General features: G+C 64.7%; 21 protein-coding genes. 16 read left to right on the top strand and 5 right to left on the bottom strand.

Translation table 11 applies throughout. The annotated features are described in order from the left end of the window. Window positions 1-198 precede the first annotated feature (198 nt). The 7 genes from pqqA (at window position 199) to U5A67_RS18270 (ending at window position 6,639) form a co-directional block, all read left to right on the top strand. Complete coding sequence (gene pqqA, locus U5A67_RS18300) at window positions 199-270, top strand: pyrroloquinoline quinone precursor peptide PqqA (protein ID WP_084162062.1); 72 nt, start codon at window positions 199-201, stop codon at window positions 268-270. A gap of 95 nt (window positions 271-365) precedes the next feature. Beyond that, window positions 366-1,277, top strand: a complete 912-nt coding sequence (gene pqqB, locus U5A67_RS18295; protein WP_321815582.1) for a pyrroloquinoline quinone biosynthesis protein PqqB — start codon at window positions 366-368, stop codon at window positions 1,275-1,277. Between the two features lie 105 nt (window positions 1,278-1,382). Further along, the gene (gene pqqC / locus U5A67_RS18290; protein ID WP_321815581.1) at window positions 1,383-2,135 is read left to right on the top strand and encodes a pyrroloquinoline-quinone synthase PqqC; all 753 of its coding nucleotides are present in this window, start codon (window positions 1,383-1,385) and stop codon (window positions 2,133-2,135) included. Continuing rightward, window positions 2,132-2,410 (top strand): pyrroloquinoline quinone biosynthesis peptide chaperone PqqD, encoded by a 279-nt coding sequence (pqqD, locus tag U5A67_RS18285; RefSeq protein ID WP_205980798.1) that lies wholly within the window; start codon window positions 2,132-2,134, stop codon window positions 2,408-2,410. The genes pqqC and pqqD overlap by 4 nt, the downstream gene beginning before the upstream one ends. Further along, window positions 2,403-3,554: a pyrroloquinoline quinone biosynthesis protein PqqE gene (gene pqqE / locus U5A67_RS18280; protein ID WP_241023118.1), complete on the top strand. Its 1,152-nt coding sequence runs from the start codon at window positions 2,403-2,405 to the stop codon at window positions 3,552-3,554. Before pqqD ends, pqqE begins: the two co-directional genes overlap by 8 nt. Next, window positions 3,520-5,370, top strand: coding sequence for an alpha/beta hydrolase family protein (locus U5A67_RS18275; RefSeq protein ID WP_321815580.1), 1,851 nt, complete (start codon window positions 3,520-3,522; stop codon window positions 5,368-5,370). The genes pqqE and U5A67_RS18275 overlap by 35 nt, the downstream gene beginning before the upstream one ends. A 213-nt stretch (window positions 5,371-5,583) precedes the next feature. Next, window positions 5,584-6,639 carry a methyl-accepting chemotaxis protein gene (locus tag U5A67_RS18270; protein ID WP_205980796.1) on the top strand — a complete coding sequence of 352 codons (1,056 nt, stop codon included), beginning with the start codon at window positions 5,584-5,586 and terminating at the stop codon, window positions 6,637-6,639. Window positions 6,640-6,668: 29 nt separating this feature from the next. Here the strand turns inward: U5A67_RS18270 and U5A67_RS18265 are convergent, their stop codons facing one another. Continuing rightward, window positions 6,669-7,070 carry a lysozyme inhibitor LprI family protein gene (locus U5A67_RS18265; RefSeq protein ID WP_321815579.1) on the bottom strand — a complete coding sequence of 134 codons (402 nt, stop codon included), beginning with the start codon at window positions 7,068-7,070 and terminating at the stop codon, window positions 6,669-6,671. Window positions 7,071-7,128: 58 nt separating this feature from the next. Continuing rightward, entirely contained in the window at window positions 7,129-7,437 is a 309-nt protein-coding gene (locus U5A67_RS18260) for a chemotaxis protein (RefSeq protein ID WP_321815578.1), read from the bottom strand. Between the two features lie 246 nt (window positions 7,438-7,683). Here U5A67_RS18260 and U5A67_RS18255 point away from each other — a divergent pair, with 246 nt between their 5' ends. From U5A67_RS18255 to U5A67_RS18245, 3 genes are read left to right on the top strand one after another with little or no spacing between them, the layout of a single operon-like run. Beyond that, window positions 7,684-8,835 (top strand): HlyD family secretion protein, encoded by a 1,152-nt coding sequence (locus tag U5A67_RS18255; RefSeq protein ID WP_321815577.1) that lies wholly within the window; start codon window positions 7,684-7,686, stop codon window positions 8,833-8,835. Between the two features lie 8 nt (window positions 8,836-8,843). Then, window positions 8,844-10,436, top strand: coding sequence for a DHA2 family efflux MFS transporter permease subunit (locus tag U5A67_RS18250; protein ID WP_321815576.1), 1,593 nt, complete (start codon window positions 8,844-8,846; stop codon window positions 10,434-10,436). A gap of 1 nt (window position 10,437) precedes the next feature. Then, a complete protein-coding gene (locus U5A67_RS18245; protein WP_321815575.1) occupies window positions 10,438-12,027 on the top strand; it encodes an efflux transporter outer membrane subunit in 1,590 nt (529 codons plus the stop codon). A gap of 23 nt (window positions 12,028-12,050) precedes the next feature. Here the strand turns inward: U5A67_RS18245 and U5A67_RS18240 are convergent, their stop codons facing one another. Together U5A67_RS18240 and U5A67_RS18235 are read right to left on the bottom strand one after the other, a co-directional pair. Next, window positions 12,051-12,872 carry a CHAD domain-containing protein gene (locus U5A67_RS18240; protein ID WP_321815574.1) on the bottom strand — a complete coding sequence of 274 codons (822 nt, stop codon included), beginning with the start codon at window positions 12,870-12,872 and terminating at the stop codon, window positions 12,051-12,053. 60 nt (window positions 12,873-12,932) lie between these two features. Beyond that, on the bottom strand, window positions 12,933-14,870 hold the full coding sequence (locus U5A67_RS18235; protein ID WP_321815573.1) for a potassium transporter Kup: 1,938 nt from the start codon (window positions 14,868-14,870) through the stop codon (window positions 12,933-12,935). 269 nt (window positions 14,871-15,139) lie between these two features. Here U5A67_RS18235 and U5A67_RS18230 point away from each other — a divergent pair, with 269 nt between their 5' ends. The 4 genes from U5A67_RS18230 to U5A67_RS18215 are packed head-to-tail and all read left to right on the top strand — an operon-like array spanning window position 15,140 to window position 21,388. Further along, window positions 15,140-18,694: a response regulator gene (locus U5A67_RS18230; protein WP_321815572.1), complete on the top strand. Its 3,555-nt coding sequence runs from the start codon at window positions 15,140-15,142 to the stop codon at window positions 18,692-18,694. A 16-nt stretch (window positions 18,695-18,710) separates the two neighbouring features. After that, window positions 18,711-19,571, top strand: a complete 861-nt coding sequence (locus U5A67_RS18225) for a CheR family methyltransferase (RefSeq protein WP_321815571.1) — start codon at window positions 18,711-18,713, stop codon at window positions 19,569-19,571. Between the two features lie 19 nt (window positions 19,572-19,590). Beyond that, window positions 19,591-20,220 (top strand): chemotaxis protein CheB, encoded by a 630-nt coding sequence (locus U5A67_RS18220; RefSeq protein ID WP_205980773.1) that lies wholly within the window; start codon window positions 19,591-19,593, stop codon window positions 20,218-20,220. Window positions 20,221-20,236: 16 nt separating this feature from the next. After that, window positions 20,237-21,388 (top strand): hybrid sensor histidine kinase/response regulator, encoded by a 1,152-nt coding sequence (locus U5A67_RS18215; protein ID WP_321815570.1) that lies wholly within the window; start codon window positions 20,237-20,239, stop codon window positions 21,386-21,388. Between the two features lie 139 nt (window positions 21,389-21,527). Here the strand turns inward: U5A67_RS18215 and U5A67_RS18210 are convergent, their stop codons facing one another. Continuing rightward, entirely contained in the window at window positions 21,528-21,731 is a 204-nt protein-coding gene (locus tag U5A67_RS18210) for a hypothetical protein (protein WP_321815569.1), read from the bottom strand. A 182-nt stretch (window positions 21,732-21,913) separates the two neighbouring features. Here U5A67_RS18210 and U5A67_RS18205 point away from each other — a divergent pair, with 182 nt between their 5' ends. Continuing rightward, the gene (locus U5A67_RS18205) at window positions 21,914-22,438 is read left to right on the top strand and encodes a hypothetical protein (protein WP_321815568.1); all 525 of its coding nucleotides are present in this window, start codon (window positions 21,914-21,916) and stop codon (window positions 22,436-22,438) included. Window positions 22,439-22,563: 125 nt separating this feature from the next. Further along, window positions 22,564-26,502, top strand: coding sequence for an ATP-binding protein (locus U5A67_RS18200; protein ID WP_321815567.1), 3,939 nt, complete (start codon window positions 22,564-22,566; stop codon window positions 26,500-26,502). Window positions 26,503-26,605 lie beyond the last annotated feature (103 nt).

Raw genomic sequence — 26,605 nt, 5'->3', positions numbered from 1 at the left:
GACGTCGTGCCGCGCGCAAATTTGATACGATACGCGCGAGGAGAATTGCGGCGCATAGCGTGTCGGGCGTGCAGTTCATTCCGCCTGCCCGCATGAGCCTCTCGTTCCCCCTTTGTCCGGTGTGTCCGCGTAGTTTTGACCGAGTCAGTGCTTTGCCGGACGTCCGCCTGCCCATCCATTTTTTCAAGGAGTTCCGCCATGTGGACCAAGCCCGCTTACACCGACCTGCGTTTCGGTTTTGAAATCACGATGTACATTTCGAACCGCTAAGCACAGCGTCAGCAGTATCTGAGTAGCCCCGGCCTGCCGGGGCTATTTCTCTTGAGCGGATCCCCTCTGGCCTTCCGCAGTCTTTCTCAGCAAGCATGCATATTCACATTCTCGGCTCCGCAGCCGGCGGCGGCTTTCCTCAGTGGAACTGCAATTGCGCGAACTGCGCGGGCTTCCGTAACGGCCGCCTCAACGCGAAGGCGCGCACGCAGTCGTCGATCGCCGTTTCCGACGATGGCGAATCCTGGGTTCTCTGCAACGCATCGCCCGATATCCGCGCCCAACTGCAGGCTTTTGCGCCGATGCAACCGGGCCGCGCACTGCGCGACACCGGCATCGCGGCCATCGTGCTGATGGACAGCCAGATCGACCACACGACCGGCCTGCTGAGCCTGCGCGAAGGTTGCCCGCACGAAGTCTGGTGCACCGACATGGTCCACGAAGACCTCAACACCGGCTTCCCGCTGTTCCCCATGCTCACGCACTGGAACGGCGGCCTGCGCTGGAACCCGATCATTTCGGGCGCAGCCTTCACCGTTCCGGCCTGCCCGAATCTGCGCTTCACGCCGTTTGCGCTGCGCAGCGCGGCGCCGCCTTATTCGCCGCATCGGCATGATCCGCATCCGGGCGACAATATCGGCCTCGTGATCGAGGACACGCGCACGGGCGGCAAGCTGTTCTACGCGCCGGGTCTGGGTGAAGTCGACGAAGCGCTGCTCGCGCGTATGCACGAAGCCGATTGCCTGCTGGTGGACGGCACGCTCTGGCACGACGACGAAATGCAGCGCCGCGGCGTGGGCACGCGCACGGGCCGGCAAATGGGCCACCTCGCGCAGAGCGGCCCCGGCGGCATGCTCGAAGTACTCGAGCAATTCCCGCGCGCGCGCAAGATTCTCACGCACATCAACAACACGAATCCGATCCTCGACGAAGACTCGCCGGAGCGCGCCGAACTCGCGCGCCGCGATGTCGAAGTCGCCTTCGACGGCATGAGCATCGATCTGTAACACCGGCATGGCGCGCGGGCGACAACCCCGCTTGCTGCGCGCCGCCTTTGCATCACGCTGCTGAAGCGATCCTTGCAGCAGCTTTCATTGGAATTGGACCGAAACATGAGCCAGCCCGCCCTCACTCCCGAGCAATTCGAACAGGCCTTGCGCGCCAAAGGCGCGTTCTATCACATTCACCACCCGTATCACGTGGCGATGTACGAAGGCCGCGCGACCCGCGAACAGATTCAGGGGTGGGTCGCGAACCGCTTCTACTACCAGGTCAACATTCCGATGAAGGACGCGGCGATTCTCGCCAACTGTCCCGATCGCGAAGTGCGCCGCCTGTGGATTCAGCGTCTGCTCGATCACGATGGCGCGCCGGGCGAAGATGGCGGTATCGAAGCGTGGCTGCGTCTTGGCGAAGCCGTCGGCCTCGATCCCGATCAACTGCGCTCGCAGGAACTGGTGTTGCCGGGCGTGCGCTTTGCGGTCGACGCTTACGTGAATTTCGCGCGCCGTGCGAGCTGGCAGGAAGCCGCCAGTAGTTCGCTCACCGAATTGTTTGCGCCGCAAATCCATCAATCGCGTCTGGATACCTGGCCTACGCACTATCCGTGGATCGACCCGCGCGGTTATGAATATTTCCGCTCGCGTCTGGGCCAGGCGCGCCGCGACGTCGAACACGGCCTGCAGATCACGCTGCAGCACTATACGACGTATGAAAGCCAGCAGCGCATGCTGGAGATTCTGCAATTCAAGCTCGACATTCTCTGGACCATGCTCGATGCGATGACGATGGCTTACGATCTGAACCGTCCGCCGTATCATACGGTCACGAACGAACGCGTCTGGCACAAGGGGATCGCACTGTGAGCACTTTCGACCGCAATCTCAAGCCCGTCTGGCGGCGTGGCTATCGCTTCCAGTTCGAACCGGCGCAGAACGCCCACGTTCTGCTCTATCCTGAAGGCATGATCAAGCTGAACGACAGCGCCGCGGCGATTGGCGGTCTGATCGATGGCACGCGAACGGTCGCTGCGATCGTCGCGCATCTGGACACGCAATTCCCGGGCGTGCCCGAACTGGGCGAAGACGTCGAGCAATTCATGCTGGTCGCCCGCGAAAAGCACTGGATCGATCTTGTCTGACGAAAGCCTCACTGCCGCCCCTCAACCCGCCGTGGGCCTGCCCTTGTGGCTGCTCGCGGAGGTGACGTACCGTTGCCCGCTGCAATGCCCGTACTGCTCCAACCCGCTCGACTTCGCGCGCCAGGGCGAAGAACTGACCACGGAGCAATGGATTCGCGTAATGACCGAAGCGCGCCAGATGGGCGCCGCGCAGATCGGCTTCTCCGGCGGCGAGCCGCTGGTGCGCAAGGATCTGGCGGACCTCATCGCCGAAGCGCGCAAGCTCGGCTATTACACCAACCTGATCACCTCGGGCATCGGCCTGAACGAGCAGAAGCTCGCCGATTTCCAGCGCGCCGGACTCGATCACATCCAGATCAGCTTCCAGTCGAGCGACGAGGAAGTGAACAACATGCTCGCCGGTTCGGGCAAGGCGTTCGCGCAGAAACTCGCGATGGCGCGCGCCGTGAAGGCGCATGGCTATCCGATGGTGCTGAACTTCGTCACGCATCGCTACAACATCGACGATATCGACCGCATTATCGAGTTGTGCATTGCGCTCGAAGCGGATTTCGTCGAACTGGCCACCTGTCAGTTCTACGGCTGGGCCAAGCTCAACCGCGCGATGCTGCTGCCCACCCGCGAGCAGCTCGAACGCGCCGAACGCATCACCAACGAATATCGCGAGAAACTGGAAGCCAGCGGCAACCCGTGCAAGCTGATCTTCGTGACGCCTGACTATTACGAAGAGCGCCCGAAGGCCTGTATGGGCGGCTGGGGCAGCATCTTCCTGACGGTCACGCCGGACGGCACGGCACTGCCCTGCCACGGCGCGCGCATGCTGCCGATCGAATTCCCCAACGTGCGCGATCACGATCTGCGCCACATCTGGTACGAATCGTTTGGCTTCAATCGTTTCCGCGGCAATAGCTGGATGCCCGAGCCGTGCCGCTCGTGCGACGAGAAAGAGAAAGACTTCGGCGGCTGCCGCTGCCAGGCCTTCATGCTGACCGGCGATGCGGCGAATACGGACCCGGTTTGCAGCAAGTCGTCCGAACATCGCATCATCGTGCAGGCCCGCAGCGAAGCCGCGCAACCCGTGCAACCGATCCAGCAACTCATCTTCCGCAATGACAGGAACTCCCGCGAACTCAGCAAACCCTGAGCGCGTCAGCGCCGAACAGGCCGTCGCCGCCGGCAAGGATTTCGGCGAACTGGCGGCATCGGCGCGCGGCGTCTTCTGGACCGCCTACGATCCCGCCGATGCCGCCACGCGCCTGTGGCACTGGTGCAGCGGATCGCCCGCACGATGCCTCACGCCCGATGGCTTCAGCGTGCGCGGGCGCGTTTATGAATACGGTGGCGGGTCGTTCTGCATTGCTGAGGATGCCGTAGTATTTGCGAACGAAAAAGATCAGCAGCTTTATCGGCAGACGATCGATGGCGAACCGGCTCCCGTGGCGCTCACACGGCCCGGCCTGCGTTACGGCGATCTGCGCTTTAACGCAGGCGCAGTGCTGGCCGTGGAAGAAGACGGCAGCACGCATCGGCTCGTGTCGATTGCACTGGCCGATGGCGCGCGCACGGTTCTCGCCGAAGGTGCCGATTTTTACGCCGCGCCCTGCCTGCGCGCCGACGGCGCACGCCTCGCGTGGATCGAATGGCAACGCCCGCATCAACCCTGGACCGCCACACAACTGCGCAGCCGCGAACGCGATGCGCACGGCGCGTGGTCGCCCGCCCGCACGATCGCCGGCGCGGATATCGAAGACGCCCTGCAGCAGCCGCAATTCGACGCGAACGGCACGCTCTATTGCCTGAGCGATCGCGGCGGCTTCTGGCAGCCTTGGCGCGAGCAGGACGGCACACTTCAGGCGTTGCCCGCAGCATCGGCCGATCACGCATCGGCGCCCTGGCAACTGGGCGGACGCAGCTGGATCGCGCTCGACGATGGATCGAGCCTCGCCGCATGGACAGACGACGGCTGGGGCGTCCTCGGCCATCGCAGCGCCGCTGGCGTATTGCACACGCTCGCCGCCGAATACAGCCGCTTTCGCAACCTCGCAGCGGACGACGCGCACTTCTACTGCCTCGCGGCCTCGCCAGGCTGCCCCGCCGCCGTGCTGGCGATCCGGCGCGACGATTACCGCGTGCAGGTCCTCGCCGACGTATCGCCAATGATGCCGCCCGAGCGTATTCCCGTGCCCGAGCGACTGCGTTTCGCGAGCGGCGACAGCGAATCGCACGCCTACTTCTACGCGCCCGAAGCAATCGGCAATGAAGCAGGCGCGCCGCCCGTGGTCGTTTTTATTCACGGCGGCCCGACTTCGGCCTGCTATCCGGTCTTCGACCCGCGCATTCCGTACTGGACGCAGCGCGGTTTCGCCGTCGTCAATCTCAACTATCGCGGCAGCACCGGCTACGGCCGCGCGTATCGCCAGGCGCTGCACGAAAGCTGGGGCGTCGTGGATGTCGACGACGCCTGCAACGTGGTCGCGCATCTGGCCGCGCAGCAACGCATCGATCCCGCACGCGCCTTCATTCGCGGCAGCAGCGCGGGCGGCTACACGACGCTTTGCGCGCTCGCCTTCCGCGAGGTATTCCGCGGCGGCGCGAGCCTGTACGGCGTGAGCGATCCGCTCACCTTGGGCCAGCACACGCACAAGTTCGAAGCCGATTATCTCGACTGGCTGATCGGCGATGCCGTGGCCGACGCCGAACGTTATCGCGCCCGCACGCCGCTATGGCACGCGGACCGCATCCGCGTGCCCGTGGCTTTCTTCCAGGGCGAACTGGACGCGGTGGTCACGCCCGACCAGACGCGCAGCATGGTGAGCGCCTTGCAGGCCAACGGCGTTGCAACCGAAGCCCATTATTACGCCGATGAACGTCACGGCTTTCGCAAGGCAGTGAATCAGGCGCATGCGCTGCAAGCGGAATACGCCTTCTATTGCGGGATTCTTGGGCAAGCGGCGCTGTGATGACACGCCCAAAACCGTGCACACCCGCTAACCAATCTGGTGCATAACAAAACGCATTGACACGCGCGGCGAAAGATTCGCCGCGCATCGTTGCACGCAAAACGTTTGCGATCATTCAGAATCGCTTGCGCACGCAACAATCGAAGGGAAATCGACAGGCCCGAACCTTGCATGCTGCACCGTCATGTTCACACTCATGTAACGGAACTCTGCATGTCGAATCCGCAAGCCATTGTCGATCTCACCCACGAAGTCAAACGCCTCGCCACCAGCAAGATCAGCGACATCAACGATATCAACCGCGAGACCACCTTTCTCGCGCTGAACGCATTGATCGAAGCGGCGCGCGCCGGCGATGCGGGCAAAGGCTTCGCCGTGGTCGCGAACCAGGTCAAGCACGTATCGCGACGCATCTCCGAGATCACGACGGCCCTGAACAAGGATCTCGCCGGCTCGCTTTCCACGCTCACGCAACTGGGCGACAGCATGATCGACCGTCTGCGCTCGCACGACGGCCAGCGTTGCGCCGATCTCGCGCTCAACATGATCGACGTGATCGACCGCAATCTCTATGAGCGCTCCTGCGATGTGCGCTGGTGGGCGACGGATTCGGCGGTGGTGGAATGTCTCGCGGCGCGCGACAGTGCCGATGCCGCAGCCACGGCCGCCCACGCCGCCGAGCGCCTGGCGGTGATTCTGGACAGTTACACGGTGTACCGCGACCTCTGGGTCGTCGACGAACACGGCGCGGTGATCGCCAGCGGACGCCACGCGCAATATCCCGTGCGCGGCCAGCAGGTGGGCGAAACCGAGTGGTTTAAAGCGGCGATGAAAACGAAATCGGGCGCGGACTATGTCGCCACCGATGTCGAAACGCTTGCCCCCCTGCGCAATGCTCAGGTGGCCACTTACGCCACGGCCATTCGCGAAGGCGGCCGCGCCAATGGCCGCGTGCTGGGCGTGCTCGTGATCTTCTTCGACTGGGCGCCGCAGGCCGGTGCGGTCGTCAAGGGCGTGCGTTTGAGCGAGGAAGAATGGAGCCGCACGCGCTGCATGATCGTCGATTCTTCGTTCCGTGTGATTGCCGCCTCCGACGATAAAGGCATTTTCACCGAACGCTTTCGCCTTCAGGTCGAGGGCAAAAAGACGGGCTACTATCAGGCGCTCGATGGCACGGTCGTGTCTTTTGCGGCCACGCCGGGTTATGAGACGTATCGCGGTCTGGGCTGGTATGGCGTGATCTGCCAGAAGCCCTTGCTGCACGATTAAAGGGGTAACCGATTAAAGCGCGCCGGGTGTCATTGGCCGCCGCAGGAAAGATCGCCTTCCTTGCAATGCAGTTGCGCGTCCAGGCGTTTCGTCTGCTCCTGAGTCAGTTCGTCGATGCACAGGCCGTACATCGACGCATTGATACTGCCGCCGCTCGTGCCCATCGTGCTGAAACTGCATTGCGCGTCGCGCCATGTCAGCCAGGCGCGTTGGGCCTTGCGCAAGCGCGCACCGCCGTCTTTACCCACTTTCGCGAGCAATGCGCGATACGTCTCGTTGAGGCGTTGATCGGAAGCCTGCATGGTGCGGCCAACGCATTCATCCATCGCCCGCTGCGTGGGCGCATTATTTAAACACTCGGGCTGGGCGGCCAGGCACGGCGATGCAACGGCCAGCAGCACAACACTCGCACAGAGCACGTTAAGACGCATGGAAGCAGCACTCCGCATCGATCATGGGTGCCACGACTATGCCATCATTAAAGAAACATTAGTAGTCCGGCGTATGCCTGATCTCATCGGGCAGGACATCGCTATCGGGGCGCAGCGTTTCGTCACCATCGGCAGACGCGCGTTCACCTGTGCCGTGACTGTCTGTATCGCTTTTCGCTTCGTCTTCGCCGGTTTCCAGTGCGTGATTGTCGATATCGGAATCGCGGTCGAATTCATGGCGCTTCGCGCCCACCGTGTCACTACCGGAATCGGATGAATCGCCTGGACCTAGCGCTTCGGCGTCATGCCCCGGCGGCAAGGGTTGTGCCGATTCGGCGTCGTTGTCGGGATCGAGTGTGCTGGTCATGATGGGCTCCTGCATAACCGTGCTGCGTTGCAAAATCCGCGCGCTCGGGGCGCGCATCCACTCGTTCCTTGCGCAGTCGCCGTGCCTTGCCCCCACACGCGCCGAAATCCATTGTCAAGGCACGCCGCTTGCTGCTCACCTTGGGCTTTTGCTCATCGTCGAGACCGGTCCTCAATCGAGCGCCCATGAAATCGATCCCTTTTCCGGCTGCATCGTGTGCATTCGTGCGCGCCTGCGGAAGCACTCATGGCTGAGCAGCGCGACGCAGCCGGAGGCATCCGCGCATGGTCGCGCGCGCATCGCGGCAAACCGCGTCGTGGCGCAAAAGACATCGACAAGAACGGTAAAACCGCCCGCAAACGCCCCAGCAAAAAGCCGCTCGTCATCCTCGGCCTGATCGTGCTGATCATTGCGGTGGGCGCATTCGTCTGGTGGTTCGCCACGCGCAACGAAGTCAGCACCGACGATGCCTACACCGACGGCAACGCCATCACCATCGCGCCCAAGGTCTCTGGCTACGTCACGCAACTCAATATCAACGACAACGTGTTCGTCCACAAAGGCGATCTGATGGTCGAAATCGACCGCCGCGACTATCAGGCACAAGTCGATCAGGCCAACGCCCAACTGGGCCTCGCCAAAGCGCAGTTGCTGGCCGCGCAGGCGCAGCTCGATATCGCGCGCGTGCAATATCCGGCGCAGTACGAACAGGCGCGTGCGCAGATCGAAACGGCCAATGCCAACTTCGCGCGCGCCCAGGCCGATTACGCGCGTCAGCATGGCGTCGATCCGCGCGCCACCACGCAGCAGAACATCGACACCGCCACCGCCCAGCAACGCAGCTCGCACGCCGACGTGCTGAGCGCGCAAGCCCAACTGAGAACCGCGAGCCTCGTGCCGCAGCAGATCCGCCAGTCGGTGGCTGCCGTCGAGCAGCGCCGCCAGCAGGTTGCGCAGGCCCAGGCGCAACTGGAGACCGCACAACTCAATCTGGCGTGGTGCGATCTGCGCGCGCCATCGGACGGCTGGATCACGCGCCGCAACGTGCAGTTCGGCAGTTTCCTGCAGGCGGGCACCTCGCTCTTTTCGATCGTCACGCCGCAGGCGTGGATCACCGCGAATTTCAAGGAATCGCAGCTCACCCACATGCGCCCCGGCGACAAGGTGAAAATCAGTATCGACGCTTATCCGCAGCTCGATTTGCGCGGCCACGTGGACAGCATCCAGCTGGGCAGCGGCTCGCGTTTTTCGGCGTTTCCCGCTGAAAACGCCACCGGTAATTTCGTCAAGATCGTGCAGCGCGTGCCGGTCAAGATCGTGATCGACGCGGGCCTGCCCGCCAACCGGCCCTTGCCGCTGGGCATTTCGGTGGTACCCACGGTTTATCTGACGCACTGAGCGCGGCGATGAGCGACGCAAAGCAGGCACAACATCACTGGCGTCCCGCTGGCAATCCGTGGCTGATTGCCATTGCCGTCACGCTCGCGGCCTTCATGGAAGTGCTCGATACGACCATCGTGAACGTCGCGCTGCCGCATATCGCGGGCACCATGTCCGCAAGCTACGACGAAGCCACCTGGGTGCTCACCTCGTATCTGGTCGCCAACGGCATCGTGCTGCCGATATCGGCGTTCTTTGGCCGCGTGCTCGGGCGCAAGCGCTACTTTCTGCTGTGTATCGTTGCGTTCACAATCTGTTCGTTCCTGTGTGGCGTGGCAACGAGTCTTGCCCAGCTTGTGATTTTTCGCCTGCTGCAAGGCTTTTTCGGCGGCGGTCTGCAGCCGAACCAGCAGTCGATCATTCTCGATACCTTCGATCCCAGCCAGCGCGGCCGCGCGTTTTCTATTTCGGCCATCGCGATCGTGGTCGCGCCGATCATGGGCCCCACGTTAGGCGGATGGATCACCGATCATTTTTCGTGGCGCTGGGTGTTCCTGCTCAACGTGCCCGTGGGCGTGCTCACAACTTTCGCGGTGATGCAACTTGTCGAAGATCCGCCGTGGATCGTGCGCGAAACAAGGCAGCGCATGAACTGGCGCAACATCGATTTTCCCGGCATCGCGCTGATTGCGGTGGGACTGGGTTGCCTTCAGGTGATGCTCGATCGCGGCGAAGACGACGACTGGTTTTCCTCGCCCTTTATCGTGACCTTCGCGGTGCTGGCCGCGCTGGGCATGGTGGGCGCGGTGTTCCGCCTGCTCTATGCAAAGCATCCGGTCGTGGACCTGCGCTGCCTGCGCGACCGCAATTTCGCGCTCGGCTGCGTGATGATCGGCGGCTTTGCCACCGTGCTTTACGGCAGCGCCGTGATCGTGCCGCAACTCGCACAGCAGCAGCTGGGTTATACGGCCACGCTCGCGGGCCTCGTGCTCTCGCCAGGCGCGCTGCTGGTAACGATGGAAATCCCCATCATCAGTAAACTGATGCCTTATGTGCAGACGCGCCTCATCATCATGACCGGCTTTATTCTGCTAGCCGTAGCATTGATTTATGCACGCATTCTCACGCCCAATGTCGACTATATGACGCTGGTGAAACTGCGCAGCGCGCAGTCGATGGCGATTGGCTTCCTGTTCGTGCCGGTAACCACACTCGCCTACCTCACCGTGCCCAGAGCGCTGAACAACGATGCCTCCGCGCTCTTTACGATGTTCCGCAACGTGGCCGGTTCGATCGGCATTTCGGTTTCGACGGCGCTGATCCGCGAGCGCTCGCAGGCGTGGATGGCACATCTTTCCGGCCATATGTCGCCGTTCTCGCAGAACTATCAGGACACGCTCGCGCGCAATGCGCGGACCGTGATGGACAGCACCGGCGTGCCGCTTGCGCAGGCGCTGCAAACGGCCACTGGGCACTTGTACGAAACCTTTGTTTCGCAGGCGACGATTCTCGCCTATATCGACGTGTTCGGAATACTCGCGGTTTATTGCGCGATTTTTGTGCCATTCGCGCTGCTGTTTTCGCCCGTGAAGGCTTCGGGCGGAGCGGGAGGGCATTGAAATGCGCCTTGTACTCCATATCATTTCGATGACCATACTTGCAGCCGCTATGTCTGCCTGCACCGTTGGGCCGGATTTCAAACCGCCTGAAGCAAACGCGCCTGCCAGCTGGAACGCTCTGCAAACGCAGCCCGCGGATACGCAAGCCAGCTCGAACCCCTCCGTCGAATCGGACCCCGACCCGCGCTGGTGGCAAAGCTTCCATGATCCCGTTATGGATACGCTGATCGCGCGCGCCGTGCAGGGCAATCCCGATCTGCGCATTGCCGTCGTGCGTATCGCCGAAGCCCGCGCGCAGACTCAGCAAGCCGCCTCGCAAGGGCTGCCCAATGTGCGCGCGAGCGCGAGCTACGAACGCGAACAACTCGGCGCCAAAGGCATTCTCGAATCGGCGGGCGTCTATAACAAGGTCGATTCGCTCGGCGCGCCGGATTCGCCGATCAATACGCTCGCGCCGGGCTCGGGCGCCGCTGTCGAACGCGGCGCGCAAGGCGCACTCGACGAACTCACCAAGCCAATCAGTCTCTGGCAGGCGGGCTTTGACGCTTCATGGGAACTCGACCTGTTCGGCCGCGTGCGCCGCTCGGTCGAAGCTGCAAACGCGCAAACCGACGCCGCCATCGAATCGCAACACGACGCACAAGTCTCGCTCGAAGCCGAAGTCGCCGAAACCTATCTGCAGTTACGCGGCGCGCAGATGTTGCGCGCCACCGCCGTCGCGCTGATCGAGCAGCAGCACGAAGTCGTCGAACTTGCGCAAAATGCCGCGAAACACGGGCTCGAAAGCCAGCTCGATGTCGAACGTTCGCAGGCGCAGCGCGCGCAGACCGAAGCGTTGCTGCCGCAATACGACCAGCAGATCGCGCAGGCGCTCAACGCGCTCGCCGTGCTAACGGGACAGGCGCCGGGCGCGCTGGACGCCGAGCTATCGCCAGCGGGCGCATTGCCCCGTACGCCGCCCAGCGTGCCGGTCGGCCTGCCCGCGACACTCGCGCGGCGCCGCCCCGATATTCGCCGCGCCGAAGCGTCCTTGCACGCGGCCACCGCGAATGTGGGCGTGGCAGTCGCGCAGTTCTACCCCGATATCTCGCTCTCCGCGCAGGCGGGCACGCGCGCGACCACACCGCGCGATCTCGCGCACTGGGCGAGCCTGTTCTGGTCATGGGGGCCGAGTGTATCGCTGCCGATCTTCCAGGGCGGCGCGCTGGTGTCGAATCTGCGGCTCTCGAAGCTTCAGCAGCAGGAAGCCGCGCTCGACTATCGCAAGACCGTGCTAGGCGCGTTGCGTGACGTGAACAATGCGCTGGTGGTCTATCGCACCGATCAGGCACGCTTGAATTCGCTGGACGAAAGCGTCGCGGATCAGCAACGCGCGTATGGGCTCGCGCGCGACAGTTATCGCAAGGGCATCGTGTCGTTCATCAATGTGCTCGATGCTGAGCGCCAGGTGAGCACGGCACAGCAAAGCGCCCAGCAACAAAAGCTGCAGGTCTGCACGGATCTGGTGTCGCTTTACAAGGCGCTGGGCGGCGGTTGGGACGATGCGGGCCCGCTCGCCTCTTCAGCCGCTTCCGCCGCCACTTCGCATTGAAGCGCCGCAGCATGCGCACGCCATCAAGCGTCGATCAATCTGGCCGCGCGCCGTTGACACTGCTTGCGTTCACGCTTCAAAACGCCGAGCGATTGATCGGCGCTCGCATCGTCCTTGAAAATCTCCCGATGATCTTGCATAAGCCGCTCGACGGTGACCGCATCATTCAGGTTTCCGAATCGTTTCTGCAAACGCTTCAGCGGCTTCAATCGTTTTGTATCGCGACGCGACAGCATCGGCGCGAGAAACTCCAGCGTATAACGGAGTTTTTTGGCCGCCTTGCGGACGTCGTGCCACGCGGCGTAATCGCCTTTTTCAGCCTTGCTGGCGCGGCGCACACGCTTTTTCAGGCTGCGGCGGGCGTCACGCACGCACTCGCTGGCAAGACGCTCGATCGACGTGCGCCGCCGCGCCGTGTTGAGCGCGTGATTGACCTTGTGCAGCATCTCGCGCAGTGCATGATGCAGATCGGCGGCGCTCAGGGTCTCGCAGGCGCTTTCGAATGTGCTGCTACGCGCCGCGTTCAAGCGCGCACGGTCGACGTCGAGATTCGCCAGGCGCTCTGCCACGATATCCCAGTCCCGCGCCGCGCCCGCCGCTGCGCCCACGCGCTTGAGGTAGCCGCGTTCGAGCGCCGCCATCTCGCGCGCAAGCAGCGGCTGCCAGATCCAGAGCAAGGTGCGCAGCCGCCGCAAGGCCACCCGCAGCTTGTGCAGATTTTCCGCGCCACGTTCCAGATGCGCGCCGCGCTGCAACGCTTCTTCCACGAGCGGCTTCGCGTAACTAGCGAAGCGCGCCTGCGCGTCGTGCCGGGGTGGGATCTTCTTGCGCTTATCGGGCTTCATGGTCGTCTCCTTGCGTGCCGCCGTGCGCGGCTTGCGCGCATGGCGCGTGCCTTGCCGCGCTCACAAAGCCACCTGCACGCCCAGTTCGACCACGTGTTCGGACTGCAAGCCGTAATACTCCGCGCTCGACGAAGCATGCAGCGACATGAACGCAAACAGCCGCGCGCGCCACGCGCTCATGCCGTGTACCGCGTGCCCGTGCAGCACTTCATCGCGCGGCAGATAGAACGTCGTGTGCGCAGGATCGAAACGCCAATTGTCCAGACGATTAGCCCGACGATCGCCGAGCATGGCCAGCAGATTCGGCAGATTGGGCCGCTCGACAAAGCCGTGATGCGCGATCACCTCGTAACAGCCGCCGCCCAGATCGCGCACTTCGATACGCGTTTTATCGTCGGCTTGTGGCGCGGATTCGGAGACATTCGCGAACACGATGGTCGTCGCGTGCAGCACGTGGTTATGGCGCACATTGCTCGCGAGCGCGGCCGGCACGCGACCCGGCACATTGCCCGGATAAACCGCCGTGCCGGGCACGCGCGCGATATCGCCGCGACACACCTCGCGCAGAAAGCCGTCGAGCGATTCGCCCTTGGCGGCATGACGCGCGGCGAGTTCGCGGCCACGATTCCATGTCGTCATCGTCAGACACAGCAAGATGCCGATCAATACCGGGAACCAGCCGCCGGTCGGAATCTTGGGCACGTTCGCCGCCAGCAGCAGGCCGTCGATCAGCAGCAACGGCACGCACACCAGCGCCGTGACGATACGCGGCCAGCCCCAGACCGTGCGGCACACGGCCAGCATCTGCAGCGACGTGGTGAGCATCGTGAGCGCCACCGCCAGCCCATACGCGGAAGTCAGCCGCGCCGAGCTGCGGAAAAACAGCACGAGAAACAGCACGGCCACCAGCAGCGTGAAGTTCACGGCAGGCACATAAACCTGACCACGCCGCGCACGCGAGGTCTCGACCGTGCGCATGCGCGGCAGAAAGCCAAGCTCGATAGCCTGGCTCGTCATCGAAAAAGCCCCGGAAATCACGGCCTGCGAGGCGATCACGGTCGCCAGCATGGCGATGCCCACGGCAGGCACCAGCGCCCAATGCGGCACCGAGCGGAAGAACGGCTGATCCGCGCCCTGTGGATTGGAAAGGATCGTGGCGGCCTGGCCGAAATAGCCCAGCACGATGGCGGGCAGCACGACCGCGAAAAACGCCAGACGAATGGCGCGCTTGCCGAAGTGGCCAATATCGGCGTAAAGCGCTTCGGCGCCCGTCAACGCGAGGATCACGGCGGCCAGCACGGTGAAGGCCATGCCCGGATGCGATACCGCCAGATCGAGCGCCCAAAGCGGCGAAGCCGCCTCCAGCACGCGCGGATACAGCGCAATACGATAGATGCCCACGGCAGCGAGGCTCAGGAACCAGAGCGCCATGACCGGCCCGAACGTGCGCCCCACCACATCGCTGCCGCGCCGCTGAAACATAAACAGCGCGACCAGAATCGCCAGCGAAACCGGCAGTACCGCCGCGCCGAAACGCGGGTCGATTTCGTGCAGCCCTTCCACGGCGGACAAAACGGAAATCGCGGGCGTAATCATCGAATCGCCGTAGAACATTGCGGCGCCTGCGAGGCCCGCCAGCAGCAAGACGCGCGGCGCGCGGCGTCCCACGCGCGCGAAGCCGGCGCGCACCAGCGCAGTCAACGCGACGATGCCGCCTTCGCCTTCGTTATCGGCGCGCATGACGAAACACGCGTACTTGAGCACGACCACCACCGCCACGGCCCAGAGAATCATCGAGAGCACGCCCATAACTACGGGTTCGGCGCGCGAGTGCGCCGTGAGCACGGCTTCGCGCAGCGCGTAGATCGGGCTCGTGCCGATATCGCCGAACACCACGCCCAATGCGCCGATCGCCAGCGCACTGCGGCCCGGCTTCGCGGTATCGGAGGCAGCGGCTTTATCGTCGCCCGCGCTTTTTGCCTGCAATGCGGGCGACACTCGCGACGAAACTCGCGACGAAACATCTGCGCGTTCACGAAGCATGACGACGGCTCGCTGATCGGTGGGTCAGGCCTCTTTGCCCCGCAAGTCGCGTGCGCGCAATCCGCCTCCTTTTTGTATGATTGCATCTGCATCGATTTCACCCTTTTTGCCCTGCTTTTGCCCCATAGAGGGCGCGCCATGTGGTTGATATGGCGTGAAAAACCGGTCGATATTCCCGCCCTGGCTATATCGGCCTACGAACCATCGGAAAGAATCGGAAAAAAATGCCTGCCCTGAATGCGATCGACCCGCTGCGCTTCAAACGCATCATTCAAAGAAACGTCGCGCTGCCGCTGCTTGCGGGCGTGGCGACCGCCGTGGCTTTTGTCGCGCTGATCGCCTATCTCGTCTCGACGATGAACTGGGCGGAACACTCCGAGCGCGTGATCGGCGAAGCCTACGAACTGCTGCGCGTGCAGGCCGACCGCGAATCGAGCCTGCGCGGCTTCCTGCTCGACGGCGACGAGCGCGTGCTCGCGCCGTTCGAGGTGGGCCGTCCGCGTTTCGAAGCGCAGGTGGGCAGTCTTTCGAACCTGGTCGCCGATAACCCGCCGCAGATCGAACGCCTCAAGCGCATCCTCGCGCTCGCGCAGCAATGGGACAAAACCGCCAGCGAAGCCGTGCGGCTGCGGCGCTCGCACGACAGCGTGCTCGCCGTGGTGCAGAACGACAACGGCCAGGCCAATGCCGACGCGATCCGCCGCGATTTCGCCGACTTTCTCGCCGAAGAACAACGCCTGCGCCAGGAGCGCACGACGGCGGCGCGCGGCCTGACTATCATCACCGTGGCCGTCTTTCTCGCGCTCACGGTGCTGGTGAACGGCCTGCTCGCGTGGCTGGGCCGCCGCGAAATGACCGCGCTCTCCAACACCTACGACGGCGCGCTGCGCAGCCAGGCCGAACAGGCCGAAGCGCTCGCGGAACAGGTATGGCTGCGCTCGGGCCAGCGTCTGCTGGCCGAAAGCGGCATGGGCAAGGAAGCGCTCGCGGAAGTGGGCGGCGCGATGCTCGACTGTCTGGCCGGTTATCTGAGCGCGAGCGTCGCCACGCTCTACGTGCGCGATTCGCACGATGCCTCGCTGCGCCGCGTGGCGACCTTCGGCTTCGGCGAGGAAAGCGGCTACAACGTGCCGATGCTGCAAAGCGGCCAGACGCTGGTGGGCCAGGCCGCCGCTTCGCGCCGCGTGATCGAGTTGCGCGAAGCGCCGGCCGGGTATCTGAAGGTGGAATCAGGTTTGGGCTCGGCCACGCCCGCCTCGCTGCTGATTTCGCCGATCGACGCCAGCGGCCAGATCAACGGCGTGGTGGAACTCGCCTTCATGCGCGCGCTGCTGCCGCGCGATACCGAATTCCTCACGCGCGTGGCGGGCACGATGGGCGATCTGGTCGAAGCCGCGAATTCGCGCGAGCGCCTGCAACTCGCCTATGGCGACGCGCAGCAACTGAATCACGAATTGCAGGTGCAGCAGGAAGAACTGCGCGTGGCCAACGAAGGCCTCGAAGAACGCGGCCGCGCGCTGATGGATTCGCAGACGCGTCTGGAAGCGCAACAGGTCGAACTCGAACAGACCAACGTGCAGCTCGAAGAATACGCACGCCGCCTCGAAACGCAGAAGAACGAACTCGAACGCGCCCAGGGCGAACTCACGCGCAACGCCGAACGCCTCGCGCAATCGAGCCGCTACAAGTCGGAATTCCTCGCCAACATGTCGCACGAGTTGCGCACGCCGCTCAATAGCTCGCTGATTCTCGCGAAGCTGTTGCAGCAGAATCGCACCGGCAATCTCAGCGAAGAACAGGTGCGCTACGCGTCCACGATTCACGCATCGAACACCGACCTGCTCGCGCTCATCAACGACATTCTTGATCTGTCGAAAGTCGAAGCGGGCCAGGTTCAACTCACGCTCGAAACCGTCAAGCTCGACGAAATGACGGCCTCGCTGCACGAAATCTTCGCGCCGCTCGCGCGCGAGAAACACGTGGCGCTCACCATCGACCGCCTGCCCGGCGTGCCGGACGCGCTCACCACCGACGGCCAGCGCGTGCAGCAGATCCTGCGCAACCTGATGTCGAACGCGCTGAAATTCACGGCGCAAGGCGAAGTGTCGCTGACGGTTTCGCCGGTCGATGCCAACGTCCTGCGCTTCGACGTGCGCGACACCGGCATCGGCATCGCCGAAGACAAGCTGGACATGATCTTCGAAGCGTTCCAGCAGGCCGATGGCTCGACCAGCCGTCAATATGGCGGCAGCGGTCTGGGACTGTCGATTTCGCGTGAACTGTCGCGTCTGCTGGGCGGGCGCATCGGTGTCGCGAGCGAGCCGGGCGTGGGCAGTGTGTTCACGCTCTGGCTGCCGCTCGACAGCACGGCGGCGGCAAAGCTCGCGCAGGAAGAAAGCGCCGCGACCATCGCCAGTCTCGCGAACGTGGCTGCCGTGAAGAGCCGTGCGCAGAATACGCCCGCCACAGCGGCCGATTCCGCCGACACCCTCACGCTCAACGCCGATGCGCGCGCCGGTCAGGCCATCGTGTCCGCCAGCGCGCTCGCCGTGCATGCCGCTTCCATCGACGACGACCGCGCGCAGCGCAGCCACGGCAACCGCGCGATTCTCGTGATCGAAGACGATCTGTCTTTCGCCGAAATCCTGCGCGACCTCGTGCACGAACTCAAATTCGACTTCCTGCACGCCGCCGACGCCGCCACCGGCTTCGCCATGGTCAAGGACGAAGCGCCCGTGGCCGTGCTGCTCGACGTGGGCCTGCCCGACCGTTCGGGTCTTTCGGTGCTCGAATGGCTCAAGAGCGATCCGCTCACGCGCCATATTCCCGTGCATATCGTCTCCGCCACCGATCACGCCGACAAGGCGCTGCATCTGGGCGCGATCGGCTACACGCTCAAGCCCACGGCGCGCAGCACGCTGGAAGCGGCGATCCGCCGCCTCGAATCGCGGCTCGAACAGCGCGTCAAACGCGTGCTGGTGATCGAGGACGACTACGCGATGCGCGAAAGCATCCGCGCGCTGCTGGTGGGCGACGGCGTGGAAATCGTCGCCGTGGGCACGCTCGCGGACGCACACGCGCAGATCGCGCAAGGCACCTTCGATTGCATCGTCACCGACCTCACGCTGCCCGACGGCACCGGCTACGACCTGCTCGAAACGCTCGCGGGCGAAGCGGGCGTGGCGCCGCTGCCGGTGATCGTCTACACCGGCCGCATGCTCTCCGACGACGACGAACAACGCCTGCGCCGCTACTCGAAATCGATCATCATCAAGGGCGCGCGCTCGCCCGAACGTCTGCTCGACGAAGTCACGTTGTTCCTGCATAGCGTGGAATCGCAACTCGCGCCCGAGCAGCAGCGCATGCTGCGCGCGGTGCGCCAGCGCGACGACACCTTCGAAGGCAAGACCATCCTGCTGGCCGAAGACGACGTGCGCAATATCTTCGCGCTCTCGCACGTGATCGAACCGCTGGGCGCGAAGCTGCTGATCGCGCGCAACGGCCGCGAAGCGCTGGACATGCTAAGCGGCCAGGAGCGCGTCGATCTCGTGCTGATGGACGTGATGATGCCGGAGATGGACGGCCTTGCCGCGATGCGCGCGCTGCGCGGCGACCCGCGTTTCGCGCACGTCGCGCGTCTGCCGGTGATCGCGCTGACCGCCAAGGCGATGGCCGACGACCGCCAGCGCTGCCTCGAAGCGGGCGCCGACGACTACGTTTCCAAACCCATCGACGTGGACAAGCTGGTCTCGCTGTGCCGCGTCTGGCTGCGCAAGTAATGCGTCACCGAACCCCATGACCGAACCGAATCTCCCTACGCCCGAGGGCGCCGCGAAACCGGTGCCCAGCGTCTTCGACATCGAATTGCGCCTGCTGCTGGAAGCGATCTACCTGCGCTATCAGCACGATTTCAGGCACTATTCGCTGCCTTCGCTGCGCCGCCGCCTCGAAGAAGCGCGGCGCGATTTCGGCGTGGCGTCGCTGAGCCAGTTGCAGGACCGCGTGCTGCGCAACCCCGACGATTTTTCGCGCCTGTTCGGCTACATGACGATCCAGGTGAGCGACATGTTCCGCGACCCGGAATACTTCCTCGCGCTGCGCCAGCACGTGTTGCCGGTGCTGCAGACCTATCCCTCGCTCAAGGTCTGGGTGGCGGGCTGCAGTTCGGGCGAAGAGTTGTGGTCGTTGAAGATCCTGTTCGAAGAGGAAGGCCTCGCCGAACGCACGATCTTCTACGCCACCGATATCAGCCCGCAGGCGCTGGAGCGCGCGGAATCGGCGATCTATCCGGTCGACCGCTTCGCGGGCTTCAGCCAGAACTACCTCGCGGCGGGCGGGCGGCGCACGCTGTCCGATTACTATCACGCGGCCTATAACGGCGCGCGGTTGTCGAGCACGCTCAAGGAACGCGTGGTGTTCGCCGATCACAGCCTCGCCACCGACGAAGTCTTTCTCGAAGCGCATCTGGTGTCGTGCCGCAACGTGCTGATCTATTTCGACCGCCCGCTGCAGGACCGCGCGATCGGCCTGTTCGAACGCGCGCTGGTGCGGCGCGGCTTTCTGGGACTCGGCAGCAAGGAGAATCTGCGTTTTTCGCAACGCCACGAAGCCTTCGACGAGTTCCGTGCTGCCGAACGCATTTACCAGAAGCGCTGAACTGCATAGCCAGACCATCATGTCCGCTCAACCAACCGCCTGTCCGCCAGCACACGGGACAACACCGGCCGCTGGCCCGTTCGACGCCGTCGTGATTGGCGCGTCGGCGGGCGGCGTGGAGGTGCTCGGCCAGATCCTGCCGATGCTGCCCGCACGTTTCGGCGCGGCCGTGCTGATCGTGCTGCATCTGCCGCCTGCCACGCCGAGCTTTCTCGTGCGCGCCCTGTCGGACCGCTGCGCGCTGCCGGTCAGCGAACCGGACGCGGGCGAGCCGATCGTCGCCGGGCGCGTCTATATCGCGCCGCCCGACTACCACATGCTGGTGGACGCGCAGGCCTGCATCGCGCTGTCGATCGGCGGCCCGGTGCGCTATTCGCGCCCGTCGATCGACGTGCTGATGGAATCCGCCGCCGACGCCTACGGCTCGCGCCTGCTGGGCGTGCTGCTGTCGGGCGCCAACGACGACGGCGCGCGCGGGCTCGCAGCGATCCGCGCGGCGGGCGGCACGGCCTGGGTGCAGACGCCCGCCACCGCCAGCGCGCCGCAGATGCCCGAAGCGGCCATCGCGCTGGGCGCCGCCGATGAAACGATGACCCCTGCCACACTCGGCGCGCGGCTTGCCGCGTGGCCGGGGCTGAATCTGGCTTGATCCTGGATTGACCTTAATGAACAGCATCAATATGCCCATCGTCAATGTGCTGATCGTCGACGACATCGAGCACAACCTCACCGCGCTCGCGGCCCTGCTCGCGCGGCCCGAAGTGCGGCTGCTCGTGGCCCGCTCGGGGGTCGAGGCGCTCGAACTGCTGCTCGAACACGACGTCGCCGTCGCGATTCTCGACGTCAACATGCCGGGCATGAGCGGCTTCGAACTGGCCTCGCTGATCCGCGGCAGCCCGCGCACCTCGCATGTGCCGATCATCTTCCTCACGGCCACCTCGCAGGACGCGATCCGCACCTTCCAGGGCTACGAAGCCGGCGCGGTGGACTTTCTCTACAAGCCCATCGAGCCGCGCATCGTGCAATCGAAGGTGGGCATTTTCGTGCAGCTCGAACTGCAAAAGCGCCAGCTCGCCGAACAGCTCGCGGCCACGCGGCAAATGCTCGAAGCCAACGAAATGCTGATGGCGGTGCTCAGCCACGATCTGCGCACGCCGTTGTCGGCCGTGATGAGTTCGGCGGAATATCTGATGCGCGCCTCGACCGACGAAAAGACCACGGCCGTTGGACGGCGCATCGAACATTGCGGGCGGCGCATGACGCGCATGGTCGAGCAGTTGCTCAATCTCGCGCGTCTGCAAGGCGGACGCTTGCCGCTGCGGCGCTCGCACGTGCAGCTCGACACGCTTTGTCAGGCGGTGATCGAAGAGTTCGCGGCGAACACGGCCACGCTCGCCGATAGCCGTCTCGTGTTCGAAGCGCACGGCGATCTGGCCGGCCAGTGGGATTCGGATCTCGTGGCGCAGGCGGTGGCCAATCTCGTCAACAACGCGCTCACGCATGGCGAGGCACACGCGCCCGTGCGCGTGCGCGCAAACGGCGAGTCGCCCGGCGAAGTGCTGGTGACCGTGGCCAACCTGGGCGCGATTCCCGCCGATGTGATGCCGCTGCTGTTCGGCGCGTTCAGCACCGCCACGCGCGCCGAACGTCAGGGCTCGGGACTGGGTCTTGGCCTGCATATCGTGCGGCTGATCGCGCGCACGCATGGCGGCGACGTCAACGTGATCTCGAACGAAGCCGAAGGCACCGTGTTCACCATCCGGTTACCCCGCCTGCCGCAACCGGGGGCGCAACCTGGCGACGTCGCGTTGTTCTGACGCGGCTCGCAAACACGCGGCGAGGGCGGCGCAATTCGCGTGCCCTCGCCCGCTTGCTTCATTGGCAATTCATTCGCGATTCATTGGCAATTCATCTGCGCTTCATTCACGTTTCCATTGTGCGCCATCGTGCACTGTCTCACTGTCTGTGTGCCACGCCACACAAACCCTGCGTTTTATTCCGAGTCCATAACGTTTGATAATGCGCACTTTTTGAATAAGCACTTGTTAAAAGCGTGACTGAAAATACGTCGCGAATGCAGCCGTCAGGTTGTTTTGTCATCGATTTCATTTTTCCTTCCTTTGCCTTACCTGACGGCTCCGCCATAGCTGCTTCATCCATTTGCCATCGTTCGTCGTCCAGAACATGCTGGACAGCGCACACATTCCGATGGCACGAATCGATTCCCTGACTACAATGATTGGGTGCCTGCGATACCGCACCGGCGCACTGCATCAAGCGCTTGTTCAGACGTAATCATCGGTCGTGTGACGTTTCGATTCCTTCTTCTAGGAGGCATGCCCATGACGTGCCTGAACGAAAGAATGGTCGGTGCCGTCCTGCTCACGCTGGGCGGCTATGCGTACGCGGGCGGTCCCGCGTCCGACGTGCCCGAGGCGATCACCGTCGCCAATATCGCGCCGGCGCTGCCGGTCGAGGTCGTCACGACCACCATCCCCGAGCCCCAGGGCTACCTGTTCCACTACGAGATGCAAACGCAGGCCAGCCAGGCCAAACCCTTTTTCGCGCAGATGGACCAGTACTACAGCGCCGATCTCGGGCATACCTACACCTACACGAAAAACGCCGCGCCAGGCGCGGGCGCGGCTCCGGCCAAGCCCACGGCGCAATTCCTCGATACCGGCACGTCCACGGCGCCGCAGATTTCCATCGTCCAGTTGCCGACCTCGAACACCGTGCTCGGCGCGCAGCCGCAGCGCCGGCTCTCGCTGACCGTCAACGACTGGGTGTTCTCGGGCACGGCGCGCGTGGCCGTGCTGCACTCGCACGATTCCGGCGCGACCCTGACCGTGCGGCACGGCTTCTGAGCAGCCTCTGACAAGCTTTTACGCGCCATCCGCCAGCATGGCGCGCTGCGGCGTGCCCGCACGCCGGAAGCCCTGGGAGCGCTAAGTGCTATGCGATCTGCAAGAACAGATCGCGAGAACAATCAATGAAAGAAGGCACGAAAACGCGCGCCTCGGAGCCTGACGCCCGCTTCGGCTTTCTGCCGGAACACGGCGAAATGGCCCGGCGCGTGCGCTCGCTCGACTGGACAGGAACGGCGCTGGGCGGCCCCGAACAATGGTCGCCGAGCCTGCGCTCCGCGCTGAGCCTGTGCCTGAGTTCGCGCTTTCCCATCGTGATCTGGTGGGGCAGCGACTATCGCATTCTTTACAACGACGCTTACATTCCCTTTCTCGGCACCAGCAAGCATCCGCACGCGCTCGGCCAGTCCGGGCGCGACTGCTGGAGCGAAATCTGGCCCAGCATCGGGCCGATGCTCGAAGGCGTCACGCGCAAAGGCAAAGCCATCTGGTCCGACGACGGCCAGTATTTCTTCGATCGCGACCTGCCGCGCGAAGAGGTCTACGTCACCTTCACCTATGGCCCGATCCTCGCGGCGGACGGGCACACCGTCGAAGGCGTGTTCTGCCCGTGCACCGAAACTACCGAGCGCGTCGTCAGCGCGCGGCGGCTTGAAACGCTGCGCATGCTGGGCGTGCGCGCGCCGGACACCACGGGCATCGTCGCCGCCTGCGAGCACGTGACCGGCGTGCTCGCGCAGAACCGCTACGACGTGCCGTTTGCCATCGTGTATCGCTGCCACGCCAGCGAGGGCGCGGATATCGGCGACACCCGCTTCGAACTGCTGGCCTCGACAGGCCTCGACACCGCCACCGCCGCGCACGACGCCGCCGCCTGGCCGCTCGCCGACGTTCTGCACACCGGCCATGAAGTCGATGTCGATCTGACCGCGCGCGCGCTCGCGGCGCCCGGCGGCGCGTGGTCGGAGGCCGCCGTGGCGGCGCGCATCCTGCCGCTGCGCTGGGGCGGCGACGCCAGCATCTGCGGGCTGATCGTGCTGGGCCTGAGCCCGCGCCGCCCGCTCGACCGCGCCTACGGCACCTTTCTCGATCTGGTGGCCGGGCAGACCGGATCGGCGGTCGCGAACGCGCTCGCCTACGAGCAGGAACGCCGCCGCGCCGAAGCGCTCGCCGAAATCGACCTCGCCAAGACCGCGTTCTTCTCGAACGTGAGCCACGAGTTTCGCACCCCGCTCACGCTGATCCTCGGGCCGCTCGAAGATGCGCTGTCGGAAGCCGCCATGGCGGCAAACGCTGCGGCGGCCATGACGTGGCCGCGCGAGCGCGTCGAGATGCTTCATCGCAACGCGCTGCGTCTGCAAAAGCTCGTCAATTCGCTGCTCGACTTCTCGCGTATCGAAGCGGGCCGCGTGCGCGCAAGCTTCGCGCCCACCGACCTCGCCCGCTTCACGACGGACCTCGCCAGCGTGTTCCGCTCGGCGATCGAGAGCGCGGGCATGCAGCTGACGGTCGATTGCCCCACGCTCGCCGAACCGGTCTACGTCGATCACGACATGTACGAAAAGATCGTGCTCAATCTGATGTCGAACGCCTTCAAGTTCACGCTCGCCGGCGAGATCGAAGTGAAACTGCGCGATGCCGGGCAAACGGTCGAACTCGCGGTGCGCGATACGGGCACCGGCATCGTCGAAGCGCAATTACCGCATATCTTCGAGCGCTTTCATCGTATCGAAGGCGCGCGCGCCCGCACGCACGAAGGCACGGGCATCGGCCTCGCGCTGGTGCTGGAACTGGTCAGACAGCATGGCGGATCGGTCAGCGTCGACAGCACGCCGGGCGTGGGCAGCACCTTCACGGTGACGATCCCCAAAGGCCACGCTCATCTGGCGCCCGGGCATGTCAAACCGTCAGAAGTCACGCCAATGCCGCCGGCTCCGGCAACCCCGGCCTCCACGCGCCAGTACGCCGAAGAAGTTCTGAGCTGGCTGCCCGCCGAAGCGGCTCAGGCATCGCCGACCCAATCGCCGACCCAACCATCAACCCAGCCGCCAGCAACTACGCCCACGTTGCTGCCCGGCGCCATCGACGCGGTGCAACTGCACGCGGCCTTGCGTCCGGCGGCCATCGCCCAGGCCGCCCAGCGCGCGCGCATCGTCTGGGCCGACGACAACGCCGATATGCGCCGCTACGTCGAGCGCCTGCTCGCGCCGCTCTACGACGTGGAAGCCGTGCAGGACGGCGCGGCAGCGCTGGCCAGCGTGCGCCGCGCGCCGCCCGCACTGGTACTCGCCGATGTGATGATGCCGGGCCTCGACGGCTTTGCGCTGCTGCGCACCCTGCGCGCCGACGCGCAGACGCGCGCGATCCCGGTGATCCTGCTGTCCGCGCGCGCGGGCGAGGAAGCGCGCATCGAAGGCATGCAGGCCGGCGCCGACGATTACCTCGTCAAGCCGTTTTCCGCGCGCGAACTGCTGGCGCGCGTGGACGCGCATCTGATGCTGGCGCGCCAGCGCGAACAGGTCAACGACACGCTACGCGCCAGCGAAAAGCGCCTGCGGACCATCATCGAGCAGTTGCCGGCGGGCGTCGGCGTGATGGATCTGTCCGGCAACTGGACGCTCAGCAACACGGTGATGAAGCGCTGGATGCCGCAAGGCATTCCGTCGATGCAGGTCGACCAGATCCCTTACTGGCGCGCGTGGGACGCACGGGGCAACCCGGTTGCGCCCGAAAACTGGCCCGGCACGCGTGCGTTGCGCGGCGAGACCGTCATGCCGGGCCTGGAGATGCGTTTCACCGAAACCACCGGCGAGCCGCACTGGATGCGTTCGAGCGCTGCGCCGCTGCGCGACGGCGCGGGCCGCGTGGTGGGCGCCTGCGTCGTCGTGCAGGACGTGACGCAACTCAAATCGGCCGAACAGGCGCTGCGCGAAGCCGACCGCCGCAAGGACGAATTCCTCGCCACGCTCGCGCACGAACTGCGCAACCCGCTCGCGCCGATCCGCAACGGCCTGCACATCCTGCGTCTCGCCGATGCCGGCAGCGCCGCCGCGCAGCGCACCCACGACATGCTCGAACGCCAGCTCGACCATATGGTGCGTCTCGTCGACGATCTGATGGAGGTGTCGCGCATCACGGGCGGCAAGATCGAGCTGCGCCGGGAAGCGGTCGAACTCGGCAAGGTGCTGCGCCAGGCGATCGACACGAGCCGCGCGCAGATCGACGCCGCCGGGCACCAGCTCACGGTGAGCCTGCCGCCCGAGCCGCTGACGCTCCACGCGGACCCGGTGCGGCTCGCGCAGATCGTCGCGAATCTGCTCAATAACGCTGCGAAATACACCGATCCGGGCGGGCAGATCTGGCTCACGGCGTCCTGCAACGAGGGGCTTGAAGCCGTGGTGTCGATCCGCGATAACGGCGTGGGCATTGCGGCGGCCATGCTGCCGAAGGTGTTCGACCTGTTCATCCAGGGCGAGCGCGCCGAGCGCACGTATAGCCGTGCCCAGGGCGGGCTCGGCATCGGCCTGACGCTGGTGCGCAGTCTGGTGGAGTTGCACGGCGGCACGGTCGAGGCCAGAAGCGAGGGCCCGGGGCGCGGTAGCGAATTCGTCGTGCGCCTGCCGATGGCCGCCGCGCCGCACGGCGATTCGCGCGACGAACGGCCCGCGCTGCCCGCCGATACGCTGATCGGCCGCAGCATTCTGATCGTCGACGATAACCGCGACGCCGCCGATAGCCTCGGCGTGCTGCTCGAACTGCTGGGCGCCGATGTGCAGATCGTGCGCGACGGACCCGCCGCGCTGACGATGATCGAGACCTGGCAGCCCGATGTGGTGCTGCTCGATATCGGCATGCCGGGCATGGACGGTTACGAAGTGGCGCGGCGCGTGCGCGCGCATCCAGAAAGCGCGGATCTCGTGCTGATCGCCTTGACGGGCTGGGGGCAGGATGAGGACCGGCGGCGCTCGAAGGAAGCCGGGATCGACTTTCATCTGGTCAAACCCGTGGATATGCGGGCGCTGCATCGCTTGTTGATGGAGGCGGTGGGGAAGCGGGCCAAATAAGCCAGCCAAAAATAAGCGGCCCGAGTAAGCCGCCGAACCCACTCGTCGCGCCCCGACCGGAATCGTCGTAAATACGCCGCGCCGGACCGCGTGGCGTGCCCAT

This window comes from Paraburkholderia sp. J69-1, assembly GCF_905220255.1.
In the GTDB taxonomy this organism is placed as follows: Bacteria; Pseudomonadota; Gammaproteobacteria; order Burkholderiales; family Burkholderiaceae; genus Paraburkholderia.
This window is presented reverse-complemented; position numbering and strand designations above follow the sequence as displayed.

Coding starts and splice junctions, on each gene's coding strand:
- U5A67_RS18205 (WP_321815568.1), top strand. CDS start 21,914: ATGACGTGCCTGAACGAAAGAATGGTCGGTGCCGTCCTGCTCACGCTG.
- U5A67_RS18240 (WP_321815574.1), bottom strand. CDS start 12,872: ATGAAGCCCGATAAGCGCAAGAAGATCCCACCCCGGCACGACGCGCAG.
- pqqB (WP_321815582.1), top strand. CDS start 366: ATGCATATTCACATTCTCGGCTCCGCAGCCGGCGGCGGCTTTCCTCAG.
- U5A67_RS18260 (WP_321815578.1), bottom strand. CDS start 7,437: ATGACCAGCACACTCGATCCCGACAACGACGCCGAATCGGCACAACCC.
- U5A67_RS18245 (WP_321815575.1), top strand. CDS start 10,438: ATGCGCCTTGTACTCCATATCATTTCGATGACCATACTTGCAGCCGCT.
- U5A67_RS18220 (WP_205980773.1), top strand. CDS start 19,591: ATGTCCGCTCAACCAACCGCCTGTCCGCCAGCACACGGGACAACACCG.
- U5A67_RS18230 (WP_321815572.1), top strand. CDS start 15,140: ATGCCTGCCCTGAATGCGATCGACCCGCTGCGCTTCAAACGCATCATT.
- U5A67_RS18275 (WP_321815580.1), top strand. CDS start 3,520: ATGACAGGAACTCCCGCGAACTCAGCAAACCCTGAGCGCGTCAGCGCC.
- U5A67_RS18270 (WP_205980796.1), top strand. CDS start 5,584: ATGTCGAATCCGCAAGCCATTGTCGATCTCACCCACGAAGTCAAACGC.
- U5A67_RS18200 (WP_321815567.1), top strand. CDS start 22,564: ATGAAAGAAGGCACGAAAACGCGCGCCTCGGAGCCTGACGCCCGCTTC.
- U5A67_RS18265 (WP_321815579.1), bottom strand. CDS start 7,070: ATGCGTCTTAACGTGCTCTGTGCGAGTGTTGTGCTGCTGGCCGTTGCA.
- U5A67_RS18250 (WP_321815576.1), top strand. CDS start 8,844: ATGAGCGACGCAAAGCAGGCACAACATCACTGGCGTCCCGCTGGCAAT.
- U5A67_RS18225 (WP_321815571.1), top strand. CDS start 18,711: ATGACCGAACCGAATCTCCCTACGCCCGAGGGCGCCGCGAAACCGGTG.
- U5A67_RS18255 (WP_321815577.1), top strand. CDS start 7,684: ATGGCTGAGCAGCGCGACGCAGCCGGAGGCATCCGCGCATGGTCGCGC.
- U5A67_RS18210 (WP_321815569.1), bottom strand. CDS start 21,731: ATGGATGAAGCAGCTATGGCGGAGCCGTCAGGTAAGGCAAAGGAAGGA.
- U5A67_RS18215 (WP_321815570.1), top strand. CDS start 20,237: ATGAACAGCATCAATATGCCCATCGTCAATGTGCTGATCGTCGACGAC.
- pqqC (WP_321815581.1), top strand. CDS start 1,383: ATGAGCCAGCCCGCCCTCACTCCCGAGCAATTCGAACAGGCCTTGCGC.